General features: G+C 59.7%; 23 protein-coding genes. 9 read left to right on the plus strand and 14 right to left on the minus strand.

The features are described 5' to 3' along the window. Positions 1 to 13: 13 nt before the first annotated feature. Together ribF and murJ are read right to left on the minus strand one after the other, a co-directional pair. Positions 14 to 952 (minus strand): bifunctional riboflavin kinase/FAD synthetase, encoded by a 939-nt coding sequence (gene ribF / locus NF676_RS23200; protein WP_252886822.1) that lies wholly within the window; start codon positions 950 to 952, stop codon positions 14 to 16. A 129-nt stretch (positions 953 to 1,081) separates the two neighbouring features. Beyond that, positions 1,082 to 2,620 carry a murein biosynthesis integral membrane protein MurJ gene (gene murJ, locus NF676_RS23205; protein WP_150638483.1) on the minus strand — a complete coding sequence of 513 codons (1,539 nt, stop codon included), beginning with the start codon at positions 2,618 to 2,620 and terminating at the stop codon, positions 1,082 to 1,084. A gap of 252 nt (positions 2,621 to 2,872) precedes the next feature. Here murJ and rpsT point away from each other — a divergent pair, with 252 nt between their 5' ends. Then, a complete protein-coding gene (gene rpsT / locus NF676_RS23210) occupies positions 2,873 to 3,145 on the plus strand; it encodes a 30S ribosomal protein S20 (RefSeq protein ID WP_003228351.1) in 273 nt (90 codons plus the stop codon). Between the two features lie 185 nt (positions 3,146 to 3,330). Here rpsT and NF676_RS23215 read toward each other — a convergent pair whose 3' ends face one another. From NF676_RS23215 to rplU, 5 genes are all read right to left on the minus strand, one after another. Beyond that, a complete protein-coding gene (locus NF676_RS23215) occupies positions 3,331 to 3,798 on the minus strand; it encodes a CreA family protein (RefSeq protein WP_041477794.1) in 468 nt (155 codons plus the stop codon). A gap of 10 nt (positions 3,799 to 3,808) precedes the next feature. Further along, positions 3,809 to 4,927, minus strand: a complete 1,119-nt coding sequence (gene proB, locus NF676_RS23220; protein ID WP_039761700.1) for a glutamate 5-kinase — start codon at positions 4,925 to 4,927, stop codon at positions 3,809 to 3,811. Between the two features lie 137 nt (positions 4,928 to 5,064). Next, positions 5,065 to 6,288 (minus strand): Obg family GTPase CgtA, encoded by a 1,224-nt coding sequence (gene cgtA, locus NF676_RS23225; protein ID WP_016773122.1) that lies wholly within the window; start codon positions 6,286 to 6,288, stop codon positions 5,065 to 5,067. A 193-nt stretch (positions 6,289 to 6,481) separates the two neighbouring features. After that, positions 6,482 to 6,739: a 50S ribosomal protein L27 gene (rpmA, locus tag NF676_RS23230; protein WP_016773121.1), complete on the minus strand. Its 258-nt coding sequence runs from the start codon at positions 6,737 to 6,739 to the stop codon at positions 6,482 to 6,484. Positions 6,740 to 6,774: 35 nt separating this feature from the next. Continuing rightward, complete coding sequence (gene rplU / locus NF676_RS23235) at positions 6,775 to 7,086, minus strand: 50S ribosomal protein L21 (protein ID WP_007924746.1); 312 nt, start codon at positions 7,084 to 7,086, stop codon at positions 6,775 to 6,777. A 241-nt stretch (positions 7,087 to 7,327) separates the two neighbouring features. Here rplU and NF676_RS23240 point away from each other — a divergent pair, with 241 nt between their 5' ends. From NF676_RS23240 to NF676_RS23250, 3 genes are all read left to right on the plus strand, one after another. Continuing rightward, positions 7,328 to 8,296 (plus strand): polyprenyl synthetase family protein, encoded by a 969-nt coding sequence (locus tag NF676_RS23240; protein WP_016773120.1) that lies wholly within the window; start codon positions 7,328 to 7,330, stop codon positions 8,294 to 8,296. Positions 8,297 to 8,477: 181 nt separating this feature from the next. Continuing rightward, positions 8,478 to 8,819, plus strand: a complete 342-nt coding sequence (locus tag NF676_RS23245) for a zinc ribbon domain-containing protein YjdM (RefSeq protein WP_016773119.1) — start codon at positions 8,478 to 8,480, stop codon at positions 8,817 to 8,819. 204 nt (positions 8,820 to 9,023) lie between these two features. Next, complete coding sequence (locus tag NF676_RS23250) at positions 9,024 to 9,281, plus strand: PA4570 family protein (RefSeq protein WP_016773118.1); 258 nt, start codon at positions 9,024 to 9,026, stop codon at positions 9,279 to 9,281. A 139-nt stretch (positions 9,282 to 9,420) separates the two neighbouring features. Here the strand turns inward: NF676_RS23250 and bamJ are convergent, their stop codons facing one another. The 3 genes from bamJ to NF676_RS23265 all read right to left on the minus strand — a co-directional run bounded on the left by bamJ (position 9,421) and on the right by NF676_RS23265 (position 11,083). Continuing rightward, positions 9,421 to 10,038 (minus strand): BamJ family beta-barrel-assembly machinery protein, encoded by a 618-nt coding sequence (bamJ, locus tag NF676_RS23255; RefSeq protein WP_039761705.1) that lies wholly within the window; start codon positions 10,036 to 10,038, stop codon positions 9,421 to 9,423. Between the two features lie 120 nt (positions 10,039 to 10,158). Next, a complete protein-coding gene (locus tag NF676_RS23260; RefSeq protein WP_056790499.1) occupies positions 10,159 to 10,464 on the minus strand; it encodes a DUF6482 family protein in 306 nt (101 codons plus the stop codon). A gap of 130 nt (positions 10,465 to 10,594) precedes the next feature. Then, positions 10,595 to 11,083 (minus strand): TIGR00645 family protein, encoded by a 489-nt coding sequence (locus tag NF676_RS23265; protein WP_016773116.1) that lies wholly within the window; start codon positions 11,081 to 11,083, stop codon positions 10,595 to 10,597. Positions 11,084 to 11,243: 160 nt separating this feature from the next. Between NF676_RS23265 and NF676_RS23270 the strand changes: the two genes are divergently transcribed. Next, the gene (locus tag NF676_RS23270) at positions 11,244 to 13,073 is read left to right on the plus strand and encodes a hypothetical protein (RefSeq protein ID WP_252876926.1); all 1,830 of its coding nucleotides are present in this window, start codon (positions 11,244 to 11,246) and stop codon (positions 13,071 to 13,073) included. Here the strand turns inward: NF676_RS23270 and NF676_RS23275 are convergent. Then, the gene (locus NF676_RS23275; RefSeq protein WP_016773114.1) at positions 13,070 to 13,390 is read right to left on the minus strand and encodes a PA4575 family protein; all 321 of its coding nucleotides are present in this window, start codon (positions 13,388 to 13,390) and stop codon (positions 13,070 to 13,072) included. The two genes, NF676_RS23270 and NF676_RS23275, sit on opposite strands and share 4 nt — an antisense overlap. A 325-nt stretch (positions 13,391 to 13,715) precedes the next feature. Beyond that, positions 13,716 to 16,154 (minus strand): Lon protease family protein, encoded by a 2,439-nt coding sequence (locus NF676_RS23280; protein WP_016773113.1) that lies wholly within the window; start codon positions 16,152 to 16,154, stop codon positions 13,716 to 13,718. A gap of 302 nt (positions 16,155 to 16,456) precedes the next feature. Here NF676_RS23280 and NF676_RS23285 point away from each other — a divergent pair, with 302 nt between their 5' ends. The 4 genes from NF676_RS23285 (at position 16,457) to NF676_RS23305 (ending at position 20,037) form a co-directional block, all read left to right on the plus strand. Then, positions 16,457 to 16,945: a DUF3015 domain-containing protein gene (locus NF676_RS23285; RefSeq protein ID WP_016773112.1), complete on the plus strand. Its 489-nt coding sequence runs from the start codon at positions 16,457 to 16,459 to the stop codon at positions 16,943 to 16,945. Between the two features lie 97 nt (positions 16,946 to 17,042). Further along, positions 17,043 to 18,896: an Lnb N-terminal periplasmic domain-containing protein gene (locus NF676_RS23290; protein ID WP_150638473.1), complete on the plus strand. Its 1,854-nt coding sequence runs from the start codon at positions 17,043 to 17,045 to the stop codon at positions 18,894 to 18,896. A 219-nt stretch (positions 18,897 to 19,115) separates the two neighbouring features. After that, a complete protein-coding gene (locus NF676_RS23300; protein WP_056790510.1) occupies positions 19,116 to 19,472 on the plus strand; it encodes a hypothetical protein in 357 nt (118 codons plus the stop codon). A 70-nt stretch (positions 19,473 to 19,542) separates the two neighbouring features. Beyond that, entirely contained in the window at positions 19,543 to 20,037 is a 495-nt protein-coding gene (locus tag NF676_RS23305) for a GreA/GreB family elongation factor (protein ID WP_252886823.1), read from the plus strand. Here NF676_RS23305 and gdhA read toward each other — a convergent pair. Then, positions 20,034 to 21,371: an NADP-specific glutamate dehydrogenase gene (gdhA, locus tag NF676_RS23310; RefSeq protein ID WP_252886824.1), complete on the minus strand. Its 1,338-nt coding sequence runs from the start codon at positions 21,369 to 21,371 to the stop codon at positions 20,034 to 20,036. The genes NF676_RS23305 and gdhA overlap by 4 nt on opposite strands. 350 nt (positions 21,372 to 21,721) lie before the next feature. Beyond that, on the minus strand, positions 21,722 to 23,386 hold the full coding sequence (gene ettA, locus NF676_RS23315) for an energy-dependent translational throttle protein EttA (RefSeq protein WP_016773108.1): 1,665 nt from the start codon (positions 23,384 to 23,386) through the stop codon (positions 21,722 to 21,724). Positions 23,387 to 23,481 lie beyond the last annotated feature (95 nt).

Raw genomic sequence — 23,481 nt, forward strand, 5'->3', positions numbered from 1 at the left:
TTAAGGCTCTTCATTAGCGATGGGCGCTAGGTGCGGCTAGTGCACGGGCGGTGGCGACATCCGCATTGATCGCCGTTTTCAATGCCTCCAGAGAGGCGAAGCGCTGCTCTTCACGCAGCTTTTGGTGGAAAACCACCGTCAAACGCCGGTCATACAGATCGCCGGCAAAATCTAACAGATGGACCTCGAGGTGGGCTTTGCCATCTCCTTGCACCGTGGGGCGCACGCCGATATTGGCGACGCCGGGCCAGGTCTTGCCGTCGATGTCGACATTCACCAGATAGACCCCGGTGAACGGCACGCGACGACGCTTGAGTTGAATGTTGGCAGTGGGCGTGCCCAGTTGCCGGGCCAGTTTCTGCCCATGCAGCACGCGACCGGCGATGCGGTACGGACGGCCGAGCAAGCGTTCGGCCAAGGCAAAATCGGCCGCAGCCAAGGCGTTGCGCACCTGCGTGCTGCTGACGCGAATGCCGTCCAGCTCGACGGTTTGCGCCGCTTCGACGGTGAAACCGTGAACCTGCCCGGCCTGCATCAGAAAATCGAAATCGCCGAGGCGGTCGCAACCGAAACGGAAATCGTCACCGACCTCCAGATGCTGCACGCCAAGGCCATCGACCAGAATGGTATCGACGAATTCACTGGCGCTGAGCTTGCTCAGCCGCTGGTTGAAAGCCAGGCACAACACCCGGTCGACGCCTCCAGCGGCCAGCAATTGCAGCTTGTCGCGCAACCGCGCCAGACGTGCCGGTGCGGTGTCGGGGGCAAAGAACTCCCGTGGCTGCGGCTCGAAAATCACCACGCAGCTGGGTACGCCCAACTCAAGCGCACGCTCACGCAGCCGGGCCAGGATAGCCTGGTGACCACGGTGAACACCGTCAAAGTTGCCAATAGTGGCGACGCAGCCCCGATGCTGGGGGCGCAAGTTGTGGAGGCCTCGAACCAGCTGCATAACGCGCTTCTTGCTCATAAAGTGGTCGATTATAACCACACCCGACGGCCGACGACAGGCAACACCGTAACGCAAAGTGAACGAGCCGACAAAACCGCCGGCCCATGCCTGCTCATGAAGGCTGAAACCTCAGCTCAAGGCCTTGCGATTGAAGTCGCGCAGGCGGAAACCCAACAGCAACAACATACCGAAATACGCCACCACGCCAGCAACCACCAGCGCGCCCAGGCGCAAGAAGCGCTCAAGCATATGGCCCTCATCCCAGGCGGGCATGAAATGCATGCCGGCCAGCAAGACCGCCGACATCACGGTCACCGCAACGACCAGCTTGAAGCCGAATTTGCCCCAGCCCGGTTGCGGTTGATACATCTTTTGCTTGCGCAGTTGGTAGAACAGCAGCCCGGCGTTCAGGCAAGCACCGGCACTGATCGCCAAGGCAAGGCCGGCGTGGGCCAGCGGCCCGATCAGCGCCAGGTTGAACAACTGCGTGCAGACCAGCGTGAAAATTGCGATTTTCACCGGGGTGCGAATGTTCTGTTGCGCATAAAAGCCCGGCGCCAGCACTTTGATCACGATAATCCCGAGCAGGCCGACCGAATAGGCAATCAGTGCACGCTGGGTCATCTCGGCATCAAAGCCACTGAACTGACCGTACTGGAACAGCGAAACAGTCAGCGGCTCGGCAAGAATCCCCAGTGCCAGCGCGCACGGCAGCACCAGCACAAAGCACAGGCGCAGCCCCCAATCGAGGATGCGCGAGTATTCGTGGCGATCCTTGCTGGCGTAGGTCTTGGCCAGTGTCGGCAGCAGAATCGTGCCGAGCGCCACGCCCAATACGCCCGACGGCAATTCCATCAAGCGGTCGGCGTAATACATCCACGACACTGAACCTGCGACCAGAAACGAGGCGAAGATGGTGTTGATGATCAATGAAATCTGACTGACCGACACGCCGAGAATCGCCGGCAGCATCTGCTTCATCACCCGCCACACGCCGCTGTCGCGCAGGTTCAGGCGCGGCAGCACCAGCATGCCGATCTTTTTCAGGTGCGGCAGCTGATACAGCAACTGCGCCAGACCTCCTACCAGCACCGCCCAGCCAAGAGCCATGACCGGTGGATCGAAATACGGCGTGAGGAACACCGAAAACACGATCATGCTGACGTTGAGCAGAGTCGGTACGAAGGCCGGCACCGAGAAGCGGTTCCAGGTATTCAGAATCGCGCCGGCCAGCGACGACAGCGAGATCAGCAATATATAAGGAAAGGTCACCCGCAACAGATCGGAGGTGAGCTGGAATTTTTCCGGGGTATCGGTAAAACCGGGCGCCGTGGCCCAGATCACCCAAGGGGCGGCGATCATGCCCAGTGCAGTCACAACCGCCAACACCAGCGTCAGCAGGCCCGATACATAGGCAATAAAGGTACGCGTCGCCTCTTCGCCCTGCTGGCTTTTATATTCGGCCAGGATCGGCACGAACGCCTGGGAGAAAGCCCCTTCGGCAAAGATCCGCCGCAGCAGGTTGGGCAGTTTGAACGCAATAAAGAAGGCATCCGTGGCCATCCCGGCGCCGAATGTCCGCGCGATCAGCGTGTCACGAACAAAACCCAGAATCCGGGAAAGCATCGTGATAGAGCTGACGGCGGCCAACGATTTGAGCAGATTCATTGAGAGAGTTTGTGCCTGTCGATAAACAGCAGGCGAACAATGCGCCTACTTGTGCGATACTCCGCGCCGCAACAGCACAGAGCCAAAGCTCGCGAGTTTACAGGTCAAGCGCCGGAAATAAATATCCCGCCTCTTTATACCTACCACTTAGCGGAACGATTCAAGTGCCCTTGACAAGACAAGTCTTCATCGGCATGATTCGCGGCCTATTTTGTTTGCTATTTCCTAAAAAGTCTTTCGAGGAGCTCGACGGTGGCCAACTCACCTTCCGCCAAAAAACGTGCAAAACAGGCTGAGAAGCGTCGCAGCCACAACGCCAGCCTGCGTTCCATGGTTCGTACCTACATCAAGAATGTAGTTAAGGCCATCGACGCAAAAGACGCTGAAAAAGCTCAAGCTGCATACGTTCTGGCTGTGCCAGTTATCGACCGTATGGCCGATAAAGGCATCATCCACAAGAACAAGGCTGCTCGTCATAAGAGCCGTCTGAATGGCCACGTCAAAGCGCTGAAAGAAGCCGCTTAATCGACGTAGTCATTAAAAAACCGACCTCAGGGTCGGTTTTTTATTGCCTGTGATTTAACAAGCTACAGGCAAAAAAAGTGTGGGAGCGAGCCTGCTTGCGAATGCGATCTGCCAGTTGATATTTCTATCGACCGACATGACCTCTTCGCGAGCAGGCTCGCCCCCACAGTTCGGATTGGTGGCGCTTATTGCTGGACCGGCACCCACGGCAGGATCGGGATGGCCGTGACCGCATTCTGCGGACTACCCTCGATCAAGCGATCGCTGTAGACCAGATACACCAGCGTGTTGCGCTTCTTGTCGAGGAAACGCACCACCTGCATGGTCTTGAACACCAGCGAGGTGCGCTCCTTGAACACCTCGTCGCCGTCCTTCAACTCACCCTTGAACTTGATCGGCCCGACCTGACGACAGGCAATCGAGGCTTCGGCGCGATCCTCTGCCAGACCCAGACCACCCTTCACTCCGCCGGTCTTGGCGCGAGACAGGTAGCAGGTCACGCCCTCGACTTTCGGATCGTCGAAGGCCTCGACCACGATCCGGTCATTCGGCCCGACAAACTTGAACACCGTCGACACCTGACCGATTTCCTCGGCCGAGACCAGCAATGGCATGGCCATCAGCAGGCCCAACAATCCTTTCGCTACACGCATCGAATTTTCCTTAGACCAGAATCAGGTTGTCACGGTGAACCAGTTCCGGCTCCGCCATGTAACCGAGCAAACCGACAATCGCATCCGACGACTGACCGATGATTTTTTGCGCTTCCAGGGCGCTGTAATTGGCCAGACCCCGAGCGATCTCCCGACCGTCCGGCGCCACACAGACGACCATCTCACCGCGACGGAAACTGCCCTGAACCAGTTTCACCCCCACCGGCAGCAGACTTTTGTTGCCCTTGGACAACGCCGACACCGCCCCCTCATCCAGCACCAGGGTGCCACGGGTTTGCAGGTGCCCGGCCAGCCACTGCTTGCGCGCCGCGAGCATGCCGCGCTCCGGCGATAGCAGCGTGCCAATGCGCTCGCCCGCCTTCAGGCGATCGAGCACACGCTCAAGCCGCCCGCCGACGATGATGGTGTGCGCACCGGAACGCGCTGCCAGGCGTGCCGCACGCAACTTGGTCTGCATGCCGCCGCGCCCCAGCGCACCACCGGTACCGCCTGCAACCGCATCGAGCGTCGGATCATCGGCGCGCGCTTCATAAATCAGCTGCGCATCGGGATTGTTGCGCGGATCAGCGTCGAACATGCCGTCGCGATCAGTGAGGATCACCAGCAGATCGGCCTCGACCAGATTGGCCACCAGCGCCGCCAGCGTGTCGTTGTCGCCGAAACGGATTTCATCGGTGACCACGGTGTCGTTTTCATTGATCACCGGAATGACCTTCAGCTCGACCAGTGCACGCAAGGTGCTACGGGCGTTGAGGTAGCGCTTGCGGTCGGACAGGTCGTCGTGGGTCAGGAGAATCTGCGCAGTGTGCCGGCCATGCTCGGCGAAGCTCGACTCCCACGCCTGCACCAACCCCATCTGACCGATTGCAGCGGCCGCCTGGAGCTCGTGCATGGCACTGGGTCGTGCGGTCCAGCCCAAGCGACTCATACCGGCCGCTACCGCCCCGGAGGACACCAGCACCAGCTCGACGCCCGCCTCATGCAGCGCCACCATCTGCTCGACCCAGACACTCATTGCCGCGCGATCCAGCCCTTTGCCGTCAGCTGTCAGCAAAGCGCTGCCGATCTTCACGACCCAACGCTGCGCACCTGTCACCTTGCTCCGCATCATCTTCAACCTTAGCTTGAGGGCAGCGCGACCTGGCACTGCCCGTGACGTTAATCGTGGCGATTGCTGACCAACGATCGATTTCCGGATACTAAAACGCCGCTCGATTGAGCGGCGTTCAAGTTTATCGCAACGGATCAGTCACGCACGTAAATGATTTCCGGACCGTCTTCGTCATCCACATCTTCTTCGTCCCAGTCATCGTCGCCGATGTCATGGACCGACTTCACGCCACTGCGACGCAGGGCACGCTTGTCATCCAGCGCCTGCAACTGCGCACGGGCTTCATCTTCGATGCGCTGATCGAGATCGGCCAGCTCTTCCTTGTACGCAGGGTCTGCGGCGAGGCGATCGGCACGGTCTTCCATGTAACGCATGATGTCGTGGCACAGACGCTCGGTACCGATCTTGGCGATGGCCGAGATCACGTACACCGGACCAGTCCATTCCAGGCGATCGACGATTTCCTTGACGCGAGCATCGTGCTCTTCTTCAAGGATCTGATCGCACTTGTTCAGCACCAGCCAGCGATCACGCTCGGCCAGCGACGGGCTGAACTTGATCAGCTCGTTGACGATCACTTCAGCTGCGTCCGGAGCACTGGAATCATCCAGCGGCGCCATGTCGACGAGGTGCAGCAGCAGACGCGTACGCGCCAGGTGCTTGAGGAAGCGAATACCCAGGCCGGCACCGTCGGAAGCGCCTTCGATCAAGCCCGGAATGTCGGCAATGACGAAGCTTTTCCAGCGATCGACACTGACCACACCCAGGTTCGGCACCAGTGTGGTGAACGGGTAGTCGGCGACTTTCGGCTTGGCGGCCGAGACCGAACGGATAAAGGTACTTTTACCGGCGTTCGGCAAGCCCAGCAGACCGACGTCGGCCAGCACTTTCATTTCCAGCTTCAGGTCGCGCTGCTCGCCCGGCTTGCCTGGCGTGGTCTGACGCGGCGCACGGTTGGTACTGGATTTGAAACGGGTGTTACCCAGACCGTGCCAGCCGCCCTGGACCACCATCAGTTTCTGACCAGCCTTGGTCAGGTCGCCGATGACTTCCTGAGTGGCGGAGTCGATCACGGTGGTGCCGACCGGCACGCGCAGGATCAGGTCTTCGCCCTTCTTGCCGGTGCAGTCGGTGCTGCCACCGTTGGAGCCACGCTCGGCATCGAAGTGACGGGTGTAACGGTAGTCGACCAGGGTATTGAGGTTTTCGTCGGCCATCATGTAGATGGAACCGCCGTCACCGCCATCACCGCCGTTCGGGCCGCCGTTTTCAATGAATTTTTCCCGGCGGAAACTCATGGCACCGTTGCCACCGTCACCGGCCTTTACGCGAATCGATACTTCATCAACAAACTTCATAACCAACGCCTCTCGCCGTACGGACGAGCCGAAAAACAATCAAGACATAAGACTCTTGCAAAAATGAGCGCAGCGACCCCAAGACACGACCTGCATCGCACGCCGACAGCCCATACAAACAGCTTTGCAAGAGACTCACCCCACAAACGAAAAAGCCCCGTCGCAAGACAGGGCTTCTCCAGCGATCTCGCGATTAAGCCGCGATTACGCTCACGTAACGACGACCGAAGGCGCCCTTTACTTCGAACTTGATCACGCCTTCGATTTTAGCGAAGAGAGTGTGATCCTTGCCCATGCCAACGCCGTAGCCAGCGTGGAATTGGGTGCCGCGCTGACGCACGATGATGTTGCCGGCCTTGATGACCTGGCCGCCATACATCTTCACGCCAAGGCGTTTGGCTTCTGAGTCGCGACCGTTACGGGTACTACCACCAGCTTTTTTGTGTGCCATGAGTTCAATTCTCCTAGTGAGGAATTAGGCTGTAATTAAGCCTGAATACCGGTGATTTTGATCTCGGTGAACCACTGGCGGTGGCCCATACGCTTCATGTGGTGCTTACGGCGACGGAACTTGATGATGCGGACTTTATCGTGACGACCTTGGGAGATCACTTCAGCCTTGACGGTTGCGCCAGCAACAACTGGTGCGCCGATGTTCACGTCGTCGCCGTTGGCGACCAGCAGAACGCGATCAAAAGTCACGGATTCGCCAGTAGCGATTTCCAGTTTTTCGATCTTCAGGTATTCACCTTCAGCGACCTTGTATTGCTTACCGCCGGTAACGATTACTGCGTACATGGTATTTCTCCGATAATCCTGCTCACCCAGCTCTTTATAAGAAGAGGTATTGGCTGGCATGGCTGCATGGGGCTGGAACGGCCCAAGTGCAATTGCGTAAGGCAGGTGCTGCCCAGGAAGTTCAGGGTGCGCGATTGTACGCAAGCAATCTGCCTCGCGCAAGTGGCCGTCCATCGCGCCTTGACAGGTCTGGACGGGGGTCCTAGCATGCCGCGCAACCCTTCTGGAGCGACTCTCGCTGATGCAACCCCAAGCTTTCTACCGCGCGGTGGCGGACGATTTTAGCGCCGTCGACGGCATCATCAAGAAGCAGCTGACGTCTCGAGTGCCGCTGGTATCGAAAATCGGCGATTACATCACGTCGGCCGGCGGCAAACGCCTGCGTCCTTTATTAGTGTTGCTGTGTGGCAAGGCCCTGGGTCGCGAAGGCGACGACATGCGCCTGCTGGCCGCCACCATCGAATTCCTGCACACCGCGACCTTGCTGCATGACGACGTCGTCGACATGTCCGGCATGCGCCGTGGCCGCTCGACCGCCAACGCCATGTGGGGCAATGCCCCGAGCGTGCTGGTCGGCGACTTCCTGTATTCGCGCTCGTTCGAAATGATGGTCGAACTGGGCTCGATGCCGGTGATGAAGATTTTGTCTCAAGCCACGCGGATCATCGCTGAAGGCGAAGTGTTGCAGCTGTCCAAGGTGCGAGACGCCAGCACCAGCGAAGAAACCTACATGGAAGTCATCCGCGGCAAGACCGCAATGCTCTTCGAAGCGTCGACCCACAGCGCCGCCGCCCTGGCTGGTGCGACCGCCGAGCAGAGCGAAGCCCTGCGCACGTTCGGCGATCACCTGGGTGTGGCGTTCCAGCTGGTTGATGACTTGCTCGACTATAAAGGCGACGCGGAAACCCTGGGCAAGAACGTCGGCGACGATCTGGCCGAAGGCAAGCCAACCCTGCCGCTGATCTACACCATGCGCGAAGGTACGGCCGAACAGGCGGCACTGGTGCGTCAGGCGATCCAGAAAGGCGGGATCGAAGACCTGGAAAGCATCCGCATCGCCGTCGAAGCGTCCGGCTCGCTGGAGTACACCGCGCAACTGGCCCGCGATTACGTGGCCCGCGCGATCAAGTGCCTGGAGGCGCTGCCGGCCAGCGAATACCGCGATGCGCTGGTGGAACTGAGCGAGTTCGCGGTCGCCCGCACGCACTGATTCATCCCCTGTGGGAGCGAGCCTGCTCGCGAAAGCAATCTGCCAATCGACTCAATGTTGACTGACACAGCGCTTTCGCGAGCAGGCTCGCTCCCACAGTTGTTTCTGCGCTATGCCCTCCTCCGCGTAAAACCCTATACAATGTGCGCCCTTTAGTCCTCCTGATACCCAAGGAACCTTAGTGAGCACGTTGCCACCCTGCCCGAAATGCAATTCCGAATACACCTACGAAGACGGCACCCAACTGGTCTGCCCCGAGTGCGCCCACGAGTGGTCTGCCAGCGGCGAAGCCGAAGTGGCGGCCGATGATGCCGTGAAGAAAGATTCGGTCGGCAACGTCCTGCAGGACGGCGACACCATCACCGTGATCAAGGACCTCAAGGTCAAAGGCACGTCGCTGGTGGTCAAGGTCGGCACCAAGGTCAAGAACATCCGCCTGTGCGATGGCGATCACGACATCGACTGCAAGATCGACGGCATCGGCCCGATGAAGCTCAAATCCGAGTTCGTCAGAAAAGTCTGAGCCTTGCGTCAGCCATCCCGCGCCCGTCGTGGGATGGAGCTTTGCCCTCCCCGCTCCAGCTCAATGAATTCGCGCATGGCCATCAGCCAGCCATTTTGACCTGACACAACCTTTACCCGGAAAAATCCACGATCCGCCAATAGGCACTTGCTATTTAATGAATAAGAATTATTCTCATTGAAACCTTTCAAGGAGATGAGACCCATGACTTATTTGATCGACGCCTGGCTGGATCGCCCACACCCGTACCTCAGAATCCTCCATCGGGAAACCGGCGAAGTCTGTGCGGTGCTTGAAGAAGAAGCCTTGCATGAGCTGCAGGATCAAGGTGATCTGGACGTCAGCAGCCTCAATTCCAGCGAGCCGCTGGTACTCAAGGAGCTGGTGCGCAATCTGTTCCTGTTCTGCTATGCCCGGGCGTTGCGCCCGACCAATGAGCTGCACAACAAGATCGAAATATGAGCAGCATTAAAAAAACCTGTGGGAGCGAGCTTGCTCGCGAAAGCGATAAATCAGTCAACGAATGAGTCGACTGAAAAACCGCCTTCGCGAGCGAGCTCGCTCCCACATTTTTTAGCCCGCCATCTAGGCAGGCTCGGTATTACAGAACGTCCAGCAGCTCGACGTCGAATACCAGAACGCTGTGCGGCGGGATGCTGCCCACGCCTTGTGCGCCGTAAGCCAGTTCGCTCGGCACGTACAGGCGCCATTTGCTGCCGGCATTCATCAGTTGCAGGGCTTCGGTCCAACCAGCGATCACGCCGCCAACCGGGAATTCTGCAGGCTGGCCGCGCTCGTAGGAGCTGTCGAACACAGTGCCGTCGATCAGGGTGCCGTGGTAATGCGTACGTACCTGGTCTTCACGGGTCGGCTTGGCGCCTTCGCCCTGAGTCAGCACTTCGAATTGCAGGCCGGAGGCCAGAGTGGTGATGCCGTCACGCTTGGCGTTTTCGGCGAGGAAGGCCAGGCCTTCGCCAGCCGCGGCTTCAGCCTTGGCCGCTGCTTCGGCTTGCATGATCTCGCGGATCACCTTGAAGCTGGCGGACATTTCTTCCTGGCCAACACGGCTTGGCTTGCCGGCGAAAGCGTCGGTCAGACCGGCCAGGATCGCGTCCAGGCTGACACCCGGTGGCGGGTTGTCGCGCAGCTGGTCGCCGAGTTGACGGCCGATACCGTAGCTGACGCGGGTTTCGTCGGTGGACAGATTTACTTCGGACATGACACTGCTCCGCTGTGCGGACGGCCACAGGACTTGCCGTGCGTGCACAGCGCGTCCCGGCGCGCCCGGAACCAAAAGGGCGAGCAGACTAGCACAGATACCCCGGACTTGGGGCCGGGGCTACAGGGCCGAACGCCAGGCGAGCGGCACTTTCAGGCTTTCATCGAGGTCACCGACCAGGCCACACATTTCGTCGTGGACCGAGGTGTGCACAAGATTGAAGGGCAGTACCGGAAAGGCATGCAGCAGATCCCGCGCGTGCTCCACTGAGCGCAGCGTCAGCATATTGCCCTTGAGATCGCTCAACGGATACGCCGTCCCATGCATCCTCGCTTCCAACAGGTAAATGCCACCCTCCATCGAGATCAGGTTCAACTCATCGACCTTCCTGGCAACAGCAAACGCGTTCAACTCTTGCAGGTTCATGGAAGCACCTCACACATGGCGAATCGCACCGTTACAGGCATAGGCCGCTGCGCTTGAAAGCACAAGCCACAAACGAAACCGCCCGTCTGTTTCGCAACAGACGGGCGGTTTTTTTGCCTTGATCGGCTGATCAGTGCTTGGTGACCTTGTCCAGGTAACCCATGGCAAACGCGGACACCACAAAAGTCATGTGAATGATCACGTACCACATCAGATGCTCAGGATCGACGTTCTTGGCATCCATGAAGATGCGCAGCAGGTGGATCGAAGAAATCGCCACGATCGACGCCGCGACTTTCATCTTCAGCGACGACGAGTCCATAGTGCCCAACCAGCTGAGCTTCTCTTTGCCTTCGTCGATGTCCAGTTGCGAGACGAAGTTCTCGTAACCGGAAATCATCACCATTACCAGCAGACCGCCCACCAGCGCCATGTCGATCAGCGACAGCAGCACCAGAATCAGGTCCGATTCAGCCATGGCGAAGACGTTGGGCAGGATATGGATGATTTCCTGGAAGAACTTCAATGCCAGCGCCAGCAGACCGAGGGACAGGCCGATGTAGATCGGCGCCAGCAGCCAGCGGGTGGCGTACATTGCATTTTCGATAAAGCGTTCCATTGACTCTCACACAAGGGGCTGGAAATGGCGGCGAGTATAACAGCCCGCTGTGACAGCCAGAAACCGCCGGAAAATCCGCCACCTGCGTGTGTGTGACAAAGTTTTTCTGCTAGTGTCCAAAGCATTGACAGCCCAATGACAGTGGACAGGACGCGTGGAAATGGATGTGCGATCAGCCTTGACGACTGCCGGAATCTGCCTCGCCTTGCTCATCGGCGGTTGCTCGCCCGGCGATGAAAAACAAGTCGCCAACCTTGACGAAAAGACCGCCACCTTCGAACAGTCCCTGGACACGATCAGCGATCCGAAGCTCAAGGACGCCATCACCGAACTCGGCGGTTCGCTGCTGTTGCTCGAACGCGCCCGACTCAAGCTCGACGACATCACCCCGCATACCGAATACGGCGCAGACGCCCTCGCCGTGCTCAAGCACTACCTTACCCCGCAGGCGCTGGTCGATACCTTCATCAATGGCCTGTTCGTGCTGCACAAGGACGCCAGCTCGGATTACCTGACCGATCTGCAACCGGTATTCCCGTTCAACCTGAACATTCCCGGCGGTTTTCTGTTCCCGCACGGCATCGAATGGCATTCGGTCACGTTGAGCAACAAACGGGTGATCGCCTGGCAGCCGGAGTGGTCGGAGACCGACCCCGGCATTCAGCTCAGCCCGTCCAGCTCCAACGTGACCAACCCCGATGACCTGACGGTGACCTACCCGTTCATCGATGGCCTCAACGTCGACAAAAAAAGCCTGCCGCAACCGGTCAGCCTGCAAGGCCAGGTCGAGGTCATTGCGCCCCGTCGCTTGTACAGTTTCGACCTGACGCAGAAAGACGTCGGCCAGACCCGCAGCAACGACAATCTCAGCGTCAAACTGCTCAAGCTGGAAAAAAACTACGCCGAGGTCGAAGTCAGCAACAGCCTGCCGCTCGCGGCAGAAGTCGCCGAAACCCGGATCAATCCGCTGATCGTCCAGGCCCGCGACGCCAGTGGCCAATACCTGGTGCGCGCCGGTTCGATCAACGAAAGCCCGGAGCAGGTCGAGTTTTACCAGAAGCAACTGACGCAGTTACAGAAGCAGAAGAGCTGGAGCGACACCCTGGAAAAACAGCTCAGCGACGAACAGCAAGCCTTCGAGAAAGAACACCCGCGCCGCTACAACAAGGTGTATTTCCACGGCCCGATCGACACACTGGAAGTCAGCGTGCTCGACTTCTCCTCGGCAACGGTGACGCGCAAATCCCTGGATCTGCCGGTGCGCACCTTCAATCCGCACACCACGGCCAAAGCCGTGCAGCCGCTGGATCTGCCAGTTGTGGTGTATGACGATCTGGCCGCCAACTGGCTCAAAGGCGCGGACCTGACCGAGGAACAATTGAAGGCCGGCGTGCGCATTCATCAATCGGTGGAAGAGCCGAGCGCGGCGCGTATCGAGTTTTCCCACCGCCGCACCTTCAATGACGAATTGCTTGGCGACCAACTCAATCCCGGCGTCAGCCCGGTGACTTTCTTCACGGAAAAGCGCGGCGGCAAACTCGACGAGCCGATCGAACTGCCGCCCGAGGCGTATCAGGTCGATCCGCTGCAAGCGACGATTACATATGATCTGAACCTGTTTCCGGAAACCCCGGCGATTGCCGTGGGTTCGATGCCGTTGTTTCTGGCGACTGTGGTCAAGCAATCCTACGACGCGCAGTCATTGCCCAAAGGCCTGGCGATCAAGGACAACACGCTGGTGGTCGACCTGAAAACCTTCCCGGCCAACGAATGGCGTTTCTTCGTCAAGGACGACAGTGGCCACTACCTCAAGCAGATTCTTTCGGTCAGCCACGACGCCAGTGCAGAAGGCCCGGCGCTACTCGGCGTGCACTATTTTTACGGTCGCCCGACTCGCGTGGAAACCTATCAGCGCACCGACCTCGCCACCGTGCAATACGGTTTTGAGGTCAAGCTCGACAAGGCGCAGGTCGACCAGTCAGCACCTTAACCGTTGAGGCTGCGCCCACGGCCGCCGTTGATCTGCCGCAACTGCGCTTGCAGATGCAGGCTCCAGATCTGCGGATCATCGGCCAGTTCGTAACCATGCAAGGTCAGGCTTTCAACGATGGTGTCGAGAATCGACTCGGCCGCGACCGGGCCGTGAAAAGGGCCTTGGGCTTTGATCGCGGAAGGTTGTTCGCCGGCCATGCCGGCCGCGAAGAGCAGCGTCCACATGCCGTTGTCGCCGGCCAACGGCTTGACGGCGCATTCGATCCGGGTCACCAGACCCAGGCATTGACGGGTGAGACAGAGGTTGCGCGACATGGCGGCGACCCTCGGTAAAGCCGGTATTCAGCCCCCATGGGAGGACTGGCTCGATCCAGTGATACTGTCGATATCCTTGACCTGAGAATAGAAGAAAAGTGTCCCGCGCAAGCCAAATGGAACCAGAAGGCGCCGAATGGTCATTGTGTGAATATTGGCGCCAGACTCGTGACACATTCCCCGAAGATCCCCGCAGAGACCAATCTGGAAAAGCACTGTGGGAGCGAGCCTGCTCGCGAAGACGATGGATCAGCCAACTCATTCGTCAACTGAAACAGCGCTTTCGCGAGCAGGCTCGCTCCCCACAGGGTTTATTGCAAGCCTGTCAGGCCGGTTTGGCTTCGGCGAGAGCCTCCTGCGCCAGTTCCTTCTCGGCCTCCTTCAGGTCTTCTTCGCTGATCATCTCGGCGATGTCGCGCAGGCGCTCGACCACTCGCGCATTGATGCTGCCTTCGGGGAATTCGCCATCGGCGTTCGGTTCACCGGCCGGCTCGCCCACCAGCAGGCTCAGCGCCTCATCGGCCTGACGCACCGCATACACGTGGAACTGGCCGGCGCGCACGGCGGCCAGGACTTTCTCATCGAGCATCAGCGTGGCGACGTTGGCCTGGGGAATGATCGCGCCTTGTTCGCCGGTCAGACCGCGCGCTTCGCAGAGGCGGAAGAAGCCTTCGATTTTCTCGTTGACCCCGCCGACCGCCTGCACTTCGCCGAACTGGTTGATCGAACCGGTGATGGCAAAACATTGCTTGAGCGGGGTTTTCGACAGCGCCGAAATCAGCGTGCACGCCTCACCCAGCGAGGCACTGTCGCCATCGACGTAGCCGTAAGACTGCTCGAGCGCAATGCTCGCCGAGATCGCCAGCGGGAATTCCTGAGCGTAACGGCTGCCCAGATAACCGGTGAGGATCATCACGCCTTTGGAGTGAATCGGCTGGCCGAGGTTGACCTCACGTTCGATGTCGACGATACCGCTGCCGCCCGGATAGACCGTGGCGGAAATCCGCGCCGGCACGCCGAACGCCGAATCACCGACCTCCAGCACCGTCAGCCCGTTGCACTTGCCGACTGCTGCACCGTCAGTGTCGATGAGGATGATTCCGGCGAGCATGTCGTCGAGAATCCGCGCCGAGACCCGCCCGGTGCGGGTGGCCTTGGCTTTGAGGGCGCGTTCGATATGGCCGGCGTCGGTCATTTCATCGCCGGCCAGATGGCGAATGAAATCCGCCTCGCTGACCAGTTGGAACAGGTCACCAATGCGCGCCGACAAGCGCCCCTGATGCTCGGCCAGCCGCGCGCTGTAGGTCGCCAGCCGCGCCACCGCATCGGCGGTCAGCGGCGCCATGCCTTCTTCCGAAGTGCGGGTTTTCAGGAGCTGGGCGAACTGCTCGAGGCTTTCGTCGACCATCGGGATGTCTTCGTCGAAGTCGACCAGAACGCGAAACATCTCTTGGAAGTCCGGATCGAGATCCTGCAGCGTGTAATACAGCTGCCGCGCACCAATGATGATGACTTTGACCTGCAGCGGGATGTGCTGCGGATTCAGGGTCATGGTGGCGAAGCGGCCCATCTCGCCCAGCGGCGACTCCATTTTCAGTTTGCGCGATTGCAGGGCGCGTTTGAGCGCATCCCACACGAACGGCTCGCTGAGCATTTTTTCCGCTTCGAGAATCAGGAAACCGCCATTGGCGCGGTGCAGCGCACCCGGACGCAACTGCCGGTAAGTGGTGTAGAGCGCACCTTGATCAGTGGTGTACTCGATGCGGCCGAACAGGTTTTCGTAGGTCGGATGTGGCTCGAATACCACCGGTGCACCGCCGCTGGCCGGATGCCCGACCACCAGGCTTGGTGCGTATTGTTCCTCCAGCAACTTGCGCGCGACGGCGTCGGTCTTGCTGTCGTCGACCAGTTGTTCGACCACGGTTTTCAGCAGGTAGACCTGCATCGCTTGCAGGTAACCGCAGACCCCGGCGTTCTCCGCGTACTTCTCCGACAGCGGCGCCAGCAACGGCTGCAAGGCCAGGGTGATGGTTTCTTCATTGAGGTGGCGCAGTTGATTGTTCGACTCGCGCTTCCACTGCGGCAGGCTGGCGAGTTCTTCGTTCAGGCGCTCTTCGAGGCCGGAAATGTCATCGTGAAAACGCTCGCGCTCGGCTTCCGGCAACTGCGCGAATTCGGCTTCGTCCAGGGCCTTGCCGTCGAGCATCGGCGTGAAGGCGATATTGCTGCTGTCGCGGTACAGGGCGACGTCTTTTTCCAGGGCCAGGCGCTCGATGATGTCCAGCGCCTTGTCGTAGCGCTGGTTGAAGGCGCGGTCGATGGCGCTTTTTTTCTGCTGGTAGGACGGGTGTTCGAAAACCGCCGGAAAAGTCGCCAGCAGGTTGTCGATCAGGCCGTTGATGTCACCGATGAACGAGGCCGCCGTGCCCGATGGCAGCTCCAGTGCACGCGGTTCGCGCGGCTCATCGAAGTTGTTGACGTAGACCCAGTCCGCCGGGGTCTGCAGGCGCTTGCCTTCGGCTTTCAGGTAGCGTTTGACGAACGAAAAACGGCCAGTGCCGGGCTCGCCCATGACGAATACGTTGTAACCGGGGCGTGGCATCGCCACACCGAACTGCAAGGCTTCGACCGCGCGTTCCTGGCCGAGCACACCGCGAAAGGGCTCCAGATCATTGGTGCTAGTGAAGCTGAACTGTTCAGCGGAAAACGGACGAGTCAGCGCTTCGGGCGCAAGACGCAGGCTGGCAGCAACAGGATCAGGCATCGGGCTTCCTTAACAATCAGGCGGGGCAGGTAGCGGCATTCTGGCGCTGCCCGTGCCCCACTGGCAAGGCGCGCCACATGACAAAGCATAGACAAGCGCGCGGCCGGCCGACGCATCCCGATAAATCAGAGGTTTATTCCAAATATTTTGCAAAAAATCACGGAACCGCTGGAACGTGCCTAAACTCCAAACTGCGCGGCTGGAACTAATACCGGCCCACTGACACTTTCGGTTCTGTCCTCGGGCAGAGCGCGAAGGGCCAGAACCCTGTCCATTGGTATGCACATAAAGAGAACAAAGCTATGAAACGGATTCTTCTCGGTACTCTCTTCACCGCTGTATCCATCAACGCAATGGCGCAAGCCCCGGGCGGCCCGGATTGCGGTTGGGGCAACATGCTGTTCGAAGGTCAGCGTGGCACCCCGGCGCACTTCCTTGCTTCCACCACCAACGGCACTTCCGGTAACGCCACGTTCGGTATGACTTCCGGCACCAACGGTTGCTCGACCAACGCATCGCTGACCTACGGCGGCAAATCCTGGTTCGCCATGAATGGCATGATGAACGAGCTGTCCGAAGACATGGCCAAAGGCAATGGCGAAGCGCTGACCACTTATGCCGTGGTCCTGGGCGTAGCACCGGAAGATCGCGCGCACTTCGCGCAAGTGACCCACGAGCACTTCCAGCAGATCTTCAGCAAGGCTGACGTGACCGCTGAAGACGTGCATACCAACACCCTGGCGGTACTGAAATCGGACCCACGTCTGGCCAAGTACGCAACTCAGGCTTAAGCTCGACCCCGCCCGCTTCCTTCGGGAAGCGGGTTTTGTTTTTTTGGCCCGCCCCTCTTTGGGTCTTTTATTTCTTTTCCTGTTCAAGTTGCCGACTATGCTCAAACGCCTTGCCTGGCTGGCGCTCTGTGTCTGCGCCCCGCTGTCCGCCGCGCCTCACATCGATCCTCAACGTTTGCAGCAACTGGCCAACGACCGCTTCTGGATTTCCCTCGGTCATTACGAAACCGCCAAACTCGGCGGCTGGCGCAGCTATGTCAGCGACAAGAAGTTCTTTCTCGCGCCCGACGGCAACGAGCATCCGGACCGCGAACTGGCCGCCACCGTGCAGGCGCTGTACGCCCCGGCCAGCCTCGGCGAGCAACACGCACAATGCGTCTACCCGGCGCGTACACGCTGGCTGAAAGCGCAGCTCAATCTCGCCGACCTGCCAGCGCCCGAATGCGCCGAATACAAGCAATGGTTCAAGGACGTCTCGCCGCACAGCGCGGTGATGATCTTCCCGGCGGCGTATCTCAACAGCCCTTCGTCGATGTTCGGCCACACCCTGCTGCGCATCGATCAGGCGGATGTGCAGGCCGACAAGACTTCACTGCTCAGCTACGCGATCAACTTCGGTGCCTACATCGAAGGCTCGGACAACAGCATTCTGTATGCCTGGAAAGGCTTGATGGGCGGCTACCCGGGGCTGTTTGCGCTGGTGCCGTATCAGGAAAAACTCTCGGAATACCGCAGCCTGGAAAACCGCGACCTGTGGGAATACCGCCTCAACCTGACTCAGGAAGAAACCGCACGCATGGTCGAACATGTGTGGGAGCTCAAGCAGATCCAGTTCGACTACTTCTTCTTCGACGAAAACTGCTCGTATCGTTTGCTGGAACTGCTGCAAGTGGCGCGACCGAGCCTGCGCCTGACCGAACAATTCCCGCTGACCGCGATCCCGACCGACACTGTCAAAGCGGTGAAAGAGGCCGGGCTGGTCGAACACATCGAATATCGCCCGTCCCGCGAACGTGAACTGCTCAGCCGCGCCGAACCGTTGAGCGATGAAGAACAGCAATGGGTGCTCAAGGTCAGCGCCGATCAAAAAGTCCTGCAAGAGCCGACGTTCAAGGCGCTGCCGCGCGCGCGCCAGGCGTTGATCGTCGACGCCGCCTATCGTCTGGAGCGCTACCGCGCCAACGGCCAGGAGCGCGACCCGCAACGAGCGCAGCGCAGTTTCGAACTGCTGCGGGCGATCAACAAGAACCCGGCGCCGGAGTTGGAAATTCCGCAACCCGGTCTGCCCGAAGATGGCCACGAGTCCCGCACCTGGCAGGCCGACCTAGGTACGCGAGGCGATCGCGCCTTTGGCGAATATGGCCTGCGCATGGCTTATCACGACCTCAATGACAACGCCGAAAGCTTTCCTCTCGGCGCGCAGATCGAGATCCTGCAACTGAAGCTGCGCCAATACGAAGGCAATGACTGGCAGCTACAGCAACTGGATCTGGCGACCATTCGTTCGCTGACGCCGCGCAACGAGCTACTGCAACCGCTGTCGTGGCAAGTCACCGGTGGCCTTGAGCGGGTGCCGGGCAAGCATGATGACGAGACGCTGGTCAGCCATGTCAACGGTGGCGGCGGCGGCACGTGGCAGTTGGGCGAAGACGTGCTCGGCTTCGCGCTGGGCACGGTACGCGTGGAACACAACAATGACTTCGCCGAGTTTGTTTCCCCGGCCGGTGGCTTCAACACCGGCGTGCTGTGGAAAAACCCGCTAGGCAATCTGAGCCTGGAGGCCAAGGGCGACTACTTCTTCAACGGCGAAGTGCGCCGCAGCCTGAGCCTGAATCAGCAGTGGGAGCTGTCGCGCAACCTCGGTTTGCGCCTGAGCGCTCAGCGTGAATTCAGCCAGCTCGCCAGCCCGGAAACGGAAGTCATGCTTGAAGTGAAGTGGTATCACTACTGATCCCGAGCCTGTGTAAATCTCCCTGTGGGAGCGAGCCTGCTCGCGAAAGCGGTGGGTCAGTCAATAGCAGTGTTGCCTGACAAGACGCCTTCGCGAGCAGGCTCGCTCCCACAGGGGCCTTGTGGTGTGCAATGGATTTTTCACAGGCCTTCGACAGCCGCCTCATGAATCCCCTTCTAGACTTTCCTTATGAGCCGAGTATCGGCGCGGGAGAGTGCGATGTGGCGGTACGTGGGATTGTTGGGCGTTGTATTGGCGCTGGGCGGTTGCCAGACCACCCATGAAGACTTGATCGCTAAGGGTTATCCACCGGCCTTCGCCGACGGTTTCGATGACGGTTGCGTCAGCGGCCGGCAAGCGGCGGGCTCGATCAGCGGTGAGTTTCGCAAGAATGTGCCGCGCTATCTCAAGGACCAGCAATACGCCGACGGCTGGGTCGACGGCTTCCGCCAATGTCAGGCGATGCTGGAAAACAGGGATCGCGAGCAATATCGCAACGAACATTGGGATGAGCGCGAACGTGCCTGGCAGCAGCAGAAGGACCAGGACGTCGGGCGGGCTTATCGCTCGCAATAGGTCACTTGCAGACATCCGTTGAAACCAAATGCCGGCAATCATGGCCCAAATCCTTTAACAGGAGGACTTCATGAGTCGCGCATTCGTCAACGAAGACAACGCCGCTGCGCAGGCCGATCAGCCGGTCGAACGTCAGGTCAGCACGCAGCCCAACTACGTCACCCCGCAAGGTCTGGCGCAGTTGCAGGCGAAGGTCACCGAGCTGCAAAGCCTGCACGCCGAGCAAACGGCCAAGGGCGAGCAGGCCGACAAGCAACGTCTGGCCGATCTGCAACGGGATCTGCGCTATTTCACTCAACGCCTGAGCAGCGCCCAAGTCGCAGTCGCTGCGACCTCCACCGACAAGGTCCAAATCGGTAGCTGGGTGACCTTCGCCGACCAACACGACACTGAACACCGCGTGCAACTGGTTGGCGAAGATCAGGCCGACGCCAGTCAGGGTCTGATCAACTGGGCATCGCCGCTGGGCCGGGCCTTGCTCGGCGCCCGGCTCAACGATGAAGTGCTTTGGCAGCGACCGGCCGGCGATCAACTGATCGAAGTGATCCGCATCGAACCGGCTTAAACCACGCCCTGCGCCAACATCGCATCGGCGACTTTGACGAAGCCGGCAATGTTCGCGCCTTTGACGTAATTGACCTGACCGTTGTCTTCGCCGTAATGCACACAGGCGTGGTGGATCGACTGCATGATCGCGTGCAGCTTGCTGTCCACCTCGCCCGCCGTCCACAGCAGGCGCATGGCGTTCTGCGACATTTCCAGACCGCTGACGGCAACACCGCCCGCATTCGACGCCTTGCCCGGTGCGAACAGAATACCGGCCTCGATAAAGATATCCACAGCCTCCAGCGTGGTCGGCATGTTCGCGCCTTCAGCCACACAGACGCAGCCATTGCGCAGCAGCGTGCGCGCGGCCTCGGCATCAAGTTCGTTCTGTGTCGCGCAGGGCAGCGCGATATCGCACGGCAGCGACCACGGATGTTGGCCGGCGCGGAATTCCAGACCATGGGCGTTCGCCAGTTCGCTGATGCGCCCGCGTTTGATGTTCTTCAGCTCCAGCAGCGCCAGCCACTGTGCTTCGCTCAAGCCTGCCTCGCAGTACAGCGTGCCTTCGGAGTCGGACAGGGAAATCACTTTGCCGCCCAGATCCATCACTTTGCGCGCCGCGTACTGGGCAACGTTGCCGGAACCGGAGATCGCCACGCGCTTGCCTTCCACGGTCTGTCCACGGCGCTTGAGCATTTCTTCGGCGAAGTACACGCAGCCGAAACCGGTGGCTTCCGGGCGAATCAGGCTGCCGCCGTAGGTCATGCCCTTGCCGGTGAGGACGCTGGTGAACTGGTTGCTCAGGCGCTTGTACTGGCCGAAGAGGAAACCGATCTCCCGCGCACCGACACCGATATCACCGGCCGGCACGTCAACGTCGGCGCCGATGTGGCGATACAACTCGCTCATGAACGCCTGACAGAAACGCATGACCTCGGCGTCGCTCTTGCCCTTCGGATCGAAGTCGGAACCGCCCTTGCCGCCGCCCATGGGCAGGGAGGTGAGCGAGTTCTTGAAGGTCTGCTCGAAGGCGAGGAATTTCAGCACGCCGAGGTTCACCGATGGATGGAAGCGCAGGCCGCCCTTGTAAGGGCCGATGGCGCTGTTCATCTGGATACGGAAGCCGCGATTGACCTGGACCTTGCCCTGATCGTCGACCCACGACACGCGAAACACCACCGCGCGCTCGGGCTCGCAGATGCGCTCGAGAATGCCTGAAGTCAGGTAATGCGGATTGGCTTCAAGAAACGGCCACAGACTGCGCAGGACTTCTTCGACAGCCTGGTGGAATTCGGGTTGATCCGGGTCGCGTTTTTTCAGGCGCGCAAGGAAGGATTCGACGGATTCGATCATGGGCAAAGTCTCGGCAAATTTATTGTCGTTGGAGGAGATTGGGCCGGACTGTAACAAACGAATTGCGCACAGGAACAGAGCAAAATGTCGCAGTTATGAAATTAAATGGTGCACAGGATATAAATCCGAGGGGTATTTGATCCGTTTTTGCACCTGAGTGGGGAGCACAGATCCAAGACTTGCACCAACAGTTACACCGTATTCGCGAGCAGGCTCGCTCCCACATTTGGAATGCGTTACCCCTGTGGGAGCGAGCCTGCTCGCGAAAGCCGCAACTCGGTTTATCAGGAAAAACCCAGGGCAAAAAAAACGGAGCCCGAAGGCTCCGCTCTTTCTACAACCAACCCGAATCAGGCCAGTTTCTTGTGACGTACCCGGTGTGGCTGGGCCGCTGCTTCGCCGAGGCGCTTTTTGCGGTCGGCTTCGTACTCGGTGTAGTTGCCTTCGAAGAACACCGCTTGCGAGTCGTCTTCGTACGCCAGGATGTGCGTGGCGACACGGTCAAGGAACCACCGATCGTGGGAGATCACAATGGCGGCGCCCGGGAAGTCCAGCAGGGCTTCTTCCAGCGAACGCAGGGTTTCCACGTCGAGGTCGTTGGACGGTTCGTCGAGCAGCAGGACGTTGCCGCCCTCCTTCAGGGTCAGCGCCAGGTGCAGACGACCGCGCTCACCGCCGGAGAGGTCCTTGACGAACTTCTGCTGATCGCCGCCCTTGAAGTTGAAGCGACCGACGTAGGTACGCGACGGGATCTCGTAGTTGCCGATGCGGATCTGGTCGGAACCGTCGGAAATCTGCTGGAACACGGTCTTGCTGCCGTCGAGGTCTTCGCGGCTCTGGTCGACGCAGGCCAACTGCACGGTTTCGCCGATTTCGATGCTGCCCGAATCCGGGGTTTCCTTGCCCATGAGCATGCGGAACAGCGTCGACTTACCGGCACCGTTACCACCGATCACGCCGACAATGGCGCCTTTCGGCATGGAGAACGACAGGTTGTCGATCAGCACGCGATCGCCGTAGCCTTTGGTGACGTTCTTGAATTCGATGACCTTGTCACCCAGGCGCGGACCGGCCGGGATGTAGATCTCGTTGGTCTCGCTGCGCTTCTGGAATTCCTGCGATTGCATTTCTTCGAAGCGTTGCAGACGTGCCTTGGATTTCGACTGGCGGGCCTTGGCGCCTTTGCGCACCCACTCCAGTTCTTCTTTCATGGCTTTTTCGTGAGCCGACTGCTGCTTGGATTCCTGGGCGAGACGATCGGACTTGGCTTCGAGCCAGCCCGAATAGTTGCCCTCGTAAGGAATGCCCGCGCCGCGGTCGAGTTCCAGAATCCAGCCGGCGACGTTGTCGAGGAAGTAACGGTCGTGCGTGATCGCGACCACGGTGCCCGGGAAGTCGTGGAGGAAATGCTCCAGCCACGCCACCGAATCGGCGTCCAAGTGGTTGGTCGGTTCGTCGAGCAGCAGCATGTCCGGAGCGGACAGCAGCAGACGGCACAGGGCGACACGACGCTTTTCACCACCGGACAGGTGTTCGACTTTCGCGTCCCAGGCCGGCAGACGCAGCGCATCGGCGGCGACTTCCAGTTGGCGCTCGAGGTTGTGGCCGTCGCTGGCCTGCAGAATCGCTTCGAGCTTGGCCTGTTCAGCGGCGAGCTTGTCGAAGTCGGCGTCCGGGTCGGCGTAGGCCGCGTAGACTTCGTCCAGACGCGCTTGCGCATCCTTGATCACGCTGACCGCTTCCTCGACCACTTCACGTACGGTCTTGGCAGGGTCGAGCTGCGGCTCTTGCGGCAGGTAACCGATGTTCAGGTCCGGCATCGGACGGGCTTCGCCTTCGAACTCGGTGTCGACGCCAGCCATGATTTTCAGCAGCGTGGATTTACCCGAACCGTTGAGGCCGAGTACGCCGATCTTGGCGCCGGGGAAGAAGGACAGCGAAATGTTCTTGAGGATTTCCCGCTTCGGCGGAACAACTTTGCCCAGCCGATGCATGGTGAAGACGTATTGAGCCATGGAGAACCTTGGGTCAGTGACAGATGAATGATTGGAGCGCAGGCGATGCCTGGCCAGACCGGTGCGCGTCGTTCACTTGAGGATCATCAATGCGT

Source organism: Pseudomonas siliginis (assembly GCF_024072275.1).
Lineage (GTDB): Bacteria > Pseudomonadota > Gammaproteobacteria > Pseudomonadales > Pseudomonadaceae > Aquipseudomonas > Aquipseudomonas siliginis.

Coding starts and splice junctions, on each gene's coding strand:
- bamJ (WP_039761705.1), bottom strand. CDS start 10,038: ATGTCCGAAGTAAATCTGTCCACCGACGAAACCCGCGTCAGCTACGGT.
- NF676_RS23270 (WP_252876926.1), top strand. CDS start 11,244: ATGGATGTGCGATCAGCCTTGACGACTGCCGGAATCTGCCTCGCCTTG.
- NF676_RS23280 (WP_016773113.1), bottom strand. CDS start 16,154: ATGCCTGATCCTGTTGCTGCCAGCCTGCGTCTTGCGCCCGAAGCGCTG.
- NF676_RS23240 (WP_016773120.1), top strand. CDS start 7,328: ATGCAACCCCAAGCTTTCTACCGCGCGGTGGCGGACGATTTTAGCGCC.
- NF676_RS23275 (WP_016773114.1), bottom strand. CDS start 13,390: ATGTCGCGCAACCTCTGTCTCACCCGTCAATGCCTGGGTCTGGTGACC.
- NF676_RS23285 (WP_016773112.1), top strand. CDS start 16,457: ATGAAACGGATTCTTCTCGGTACTCTCTTCACCGCTGTATCCATCAAC.
- NF676_RS23305 (WP_252886823.1), top strand. CDS start 19,543: ATGAGTCGCGCATTCGTCAACGAAGACAACGCCGCTGCGCAGGCCGAT.
- murJ (WP_150638483.1), bottom strand. CDS start 2,620: ATGAATCTGCTCAAATCGTTGGCCGCCGTCAGCTCTATCACGATGCTT.
- NF676_RS23260 (WP_056790499.1), bottom strand. CDS start 10,464: ATGAACCTGCAAGAGTTGAACGCGTTTGCTGTTGCCAGGAAGGTCGAT.
- NF676_RS23290 (WP_150638473.1), top strand. CDS start 17,043: ATGCTCAAACGCCTTGCCTGGCTGGCGCTCTGTGTCTGCGCCCCGCTG.
- ettA (WP_016773108.1), bottom strand. CDS start 23,386: ATGGCTCAATACGTCTTCACCATGCATCGGCTGGGCAAAGTTGTTCCG.
- proB (WP_039761700.1), bottom strand. CDS start 4,927: ATGCGGAGCAAGGTGACAGGTGCGCAGCGTTGGGTCGTGAAGATCGGC.
- NF676_RS23215 (WP_041477794.1), bottom strand. CDS start 3,798: ATGCGTGTAGCGAAAGGATTGTTGGGCCTGCTGATGGCCATGCCATTG.
- gdhA (WP_252886824.1), bottom strand. CDS start 21,371: ATGATCGAATCCGTCGAATCCTTCCTTGCGCGCCTGAAAAAACGCGAC.
- cgtA (WP_016773122.1), bottom strand. CDS start 6,288: ATGAAGTTTGTTGATGAAGTATCGATTCGCGTAAAGGCCGGTGACGGT.
- ribF (WP_252886822.1), bottom strand. CDS start 952: ATGCAGCTGGTTCGAGGCCTCCACAACTTGCGCCCCCAGCATCGGGGC.
- NF676_RS23250 (WP_016773118.1), top strand. CDS start 9,024: ATGACTTATTTGATCGACGCCTGGCTGGATCGCCCACACCCGTACCTC.
- rplU (WP_007924746.1), bottom strand. CDS start 7,086: ATGTACGCAGTAATCGTTACCGGCGGTAAGCAATACAAGGTCGCTGAA.
- NF676_RS23265 (WP_016773116.1), bottom strand. CDS start 11,083: ATGGAACGCTTTATCGAAAATGCAATGTACGCCACCCGCTGGCTGCTG.
- rpmA (WP_016773121.1), bottom strand. CDS start 6,739: ATGGCACACAAAAAAGCTGGTGGTAGTACCCGTAACGGTCGCGACTCA.
- NF676_RS23300 (WP_056790510.1), top strand. CDS start 19,116: ATGTGGCGGTACGTGGGATTGTTGGGCGTTGTATTGGCGCTGGGCGGT.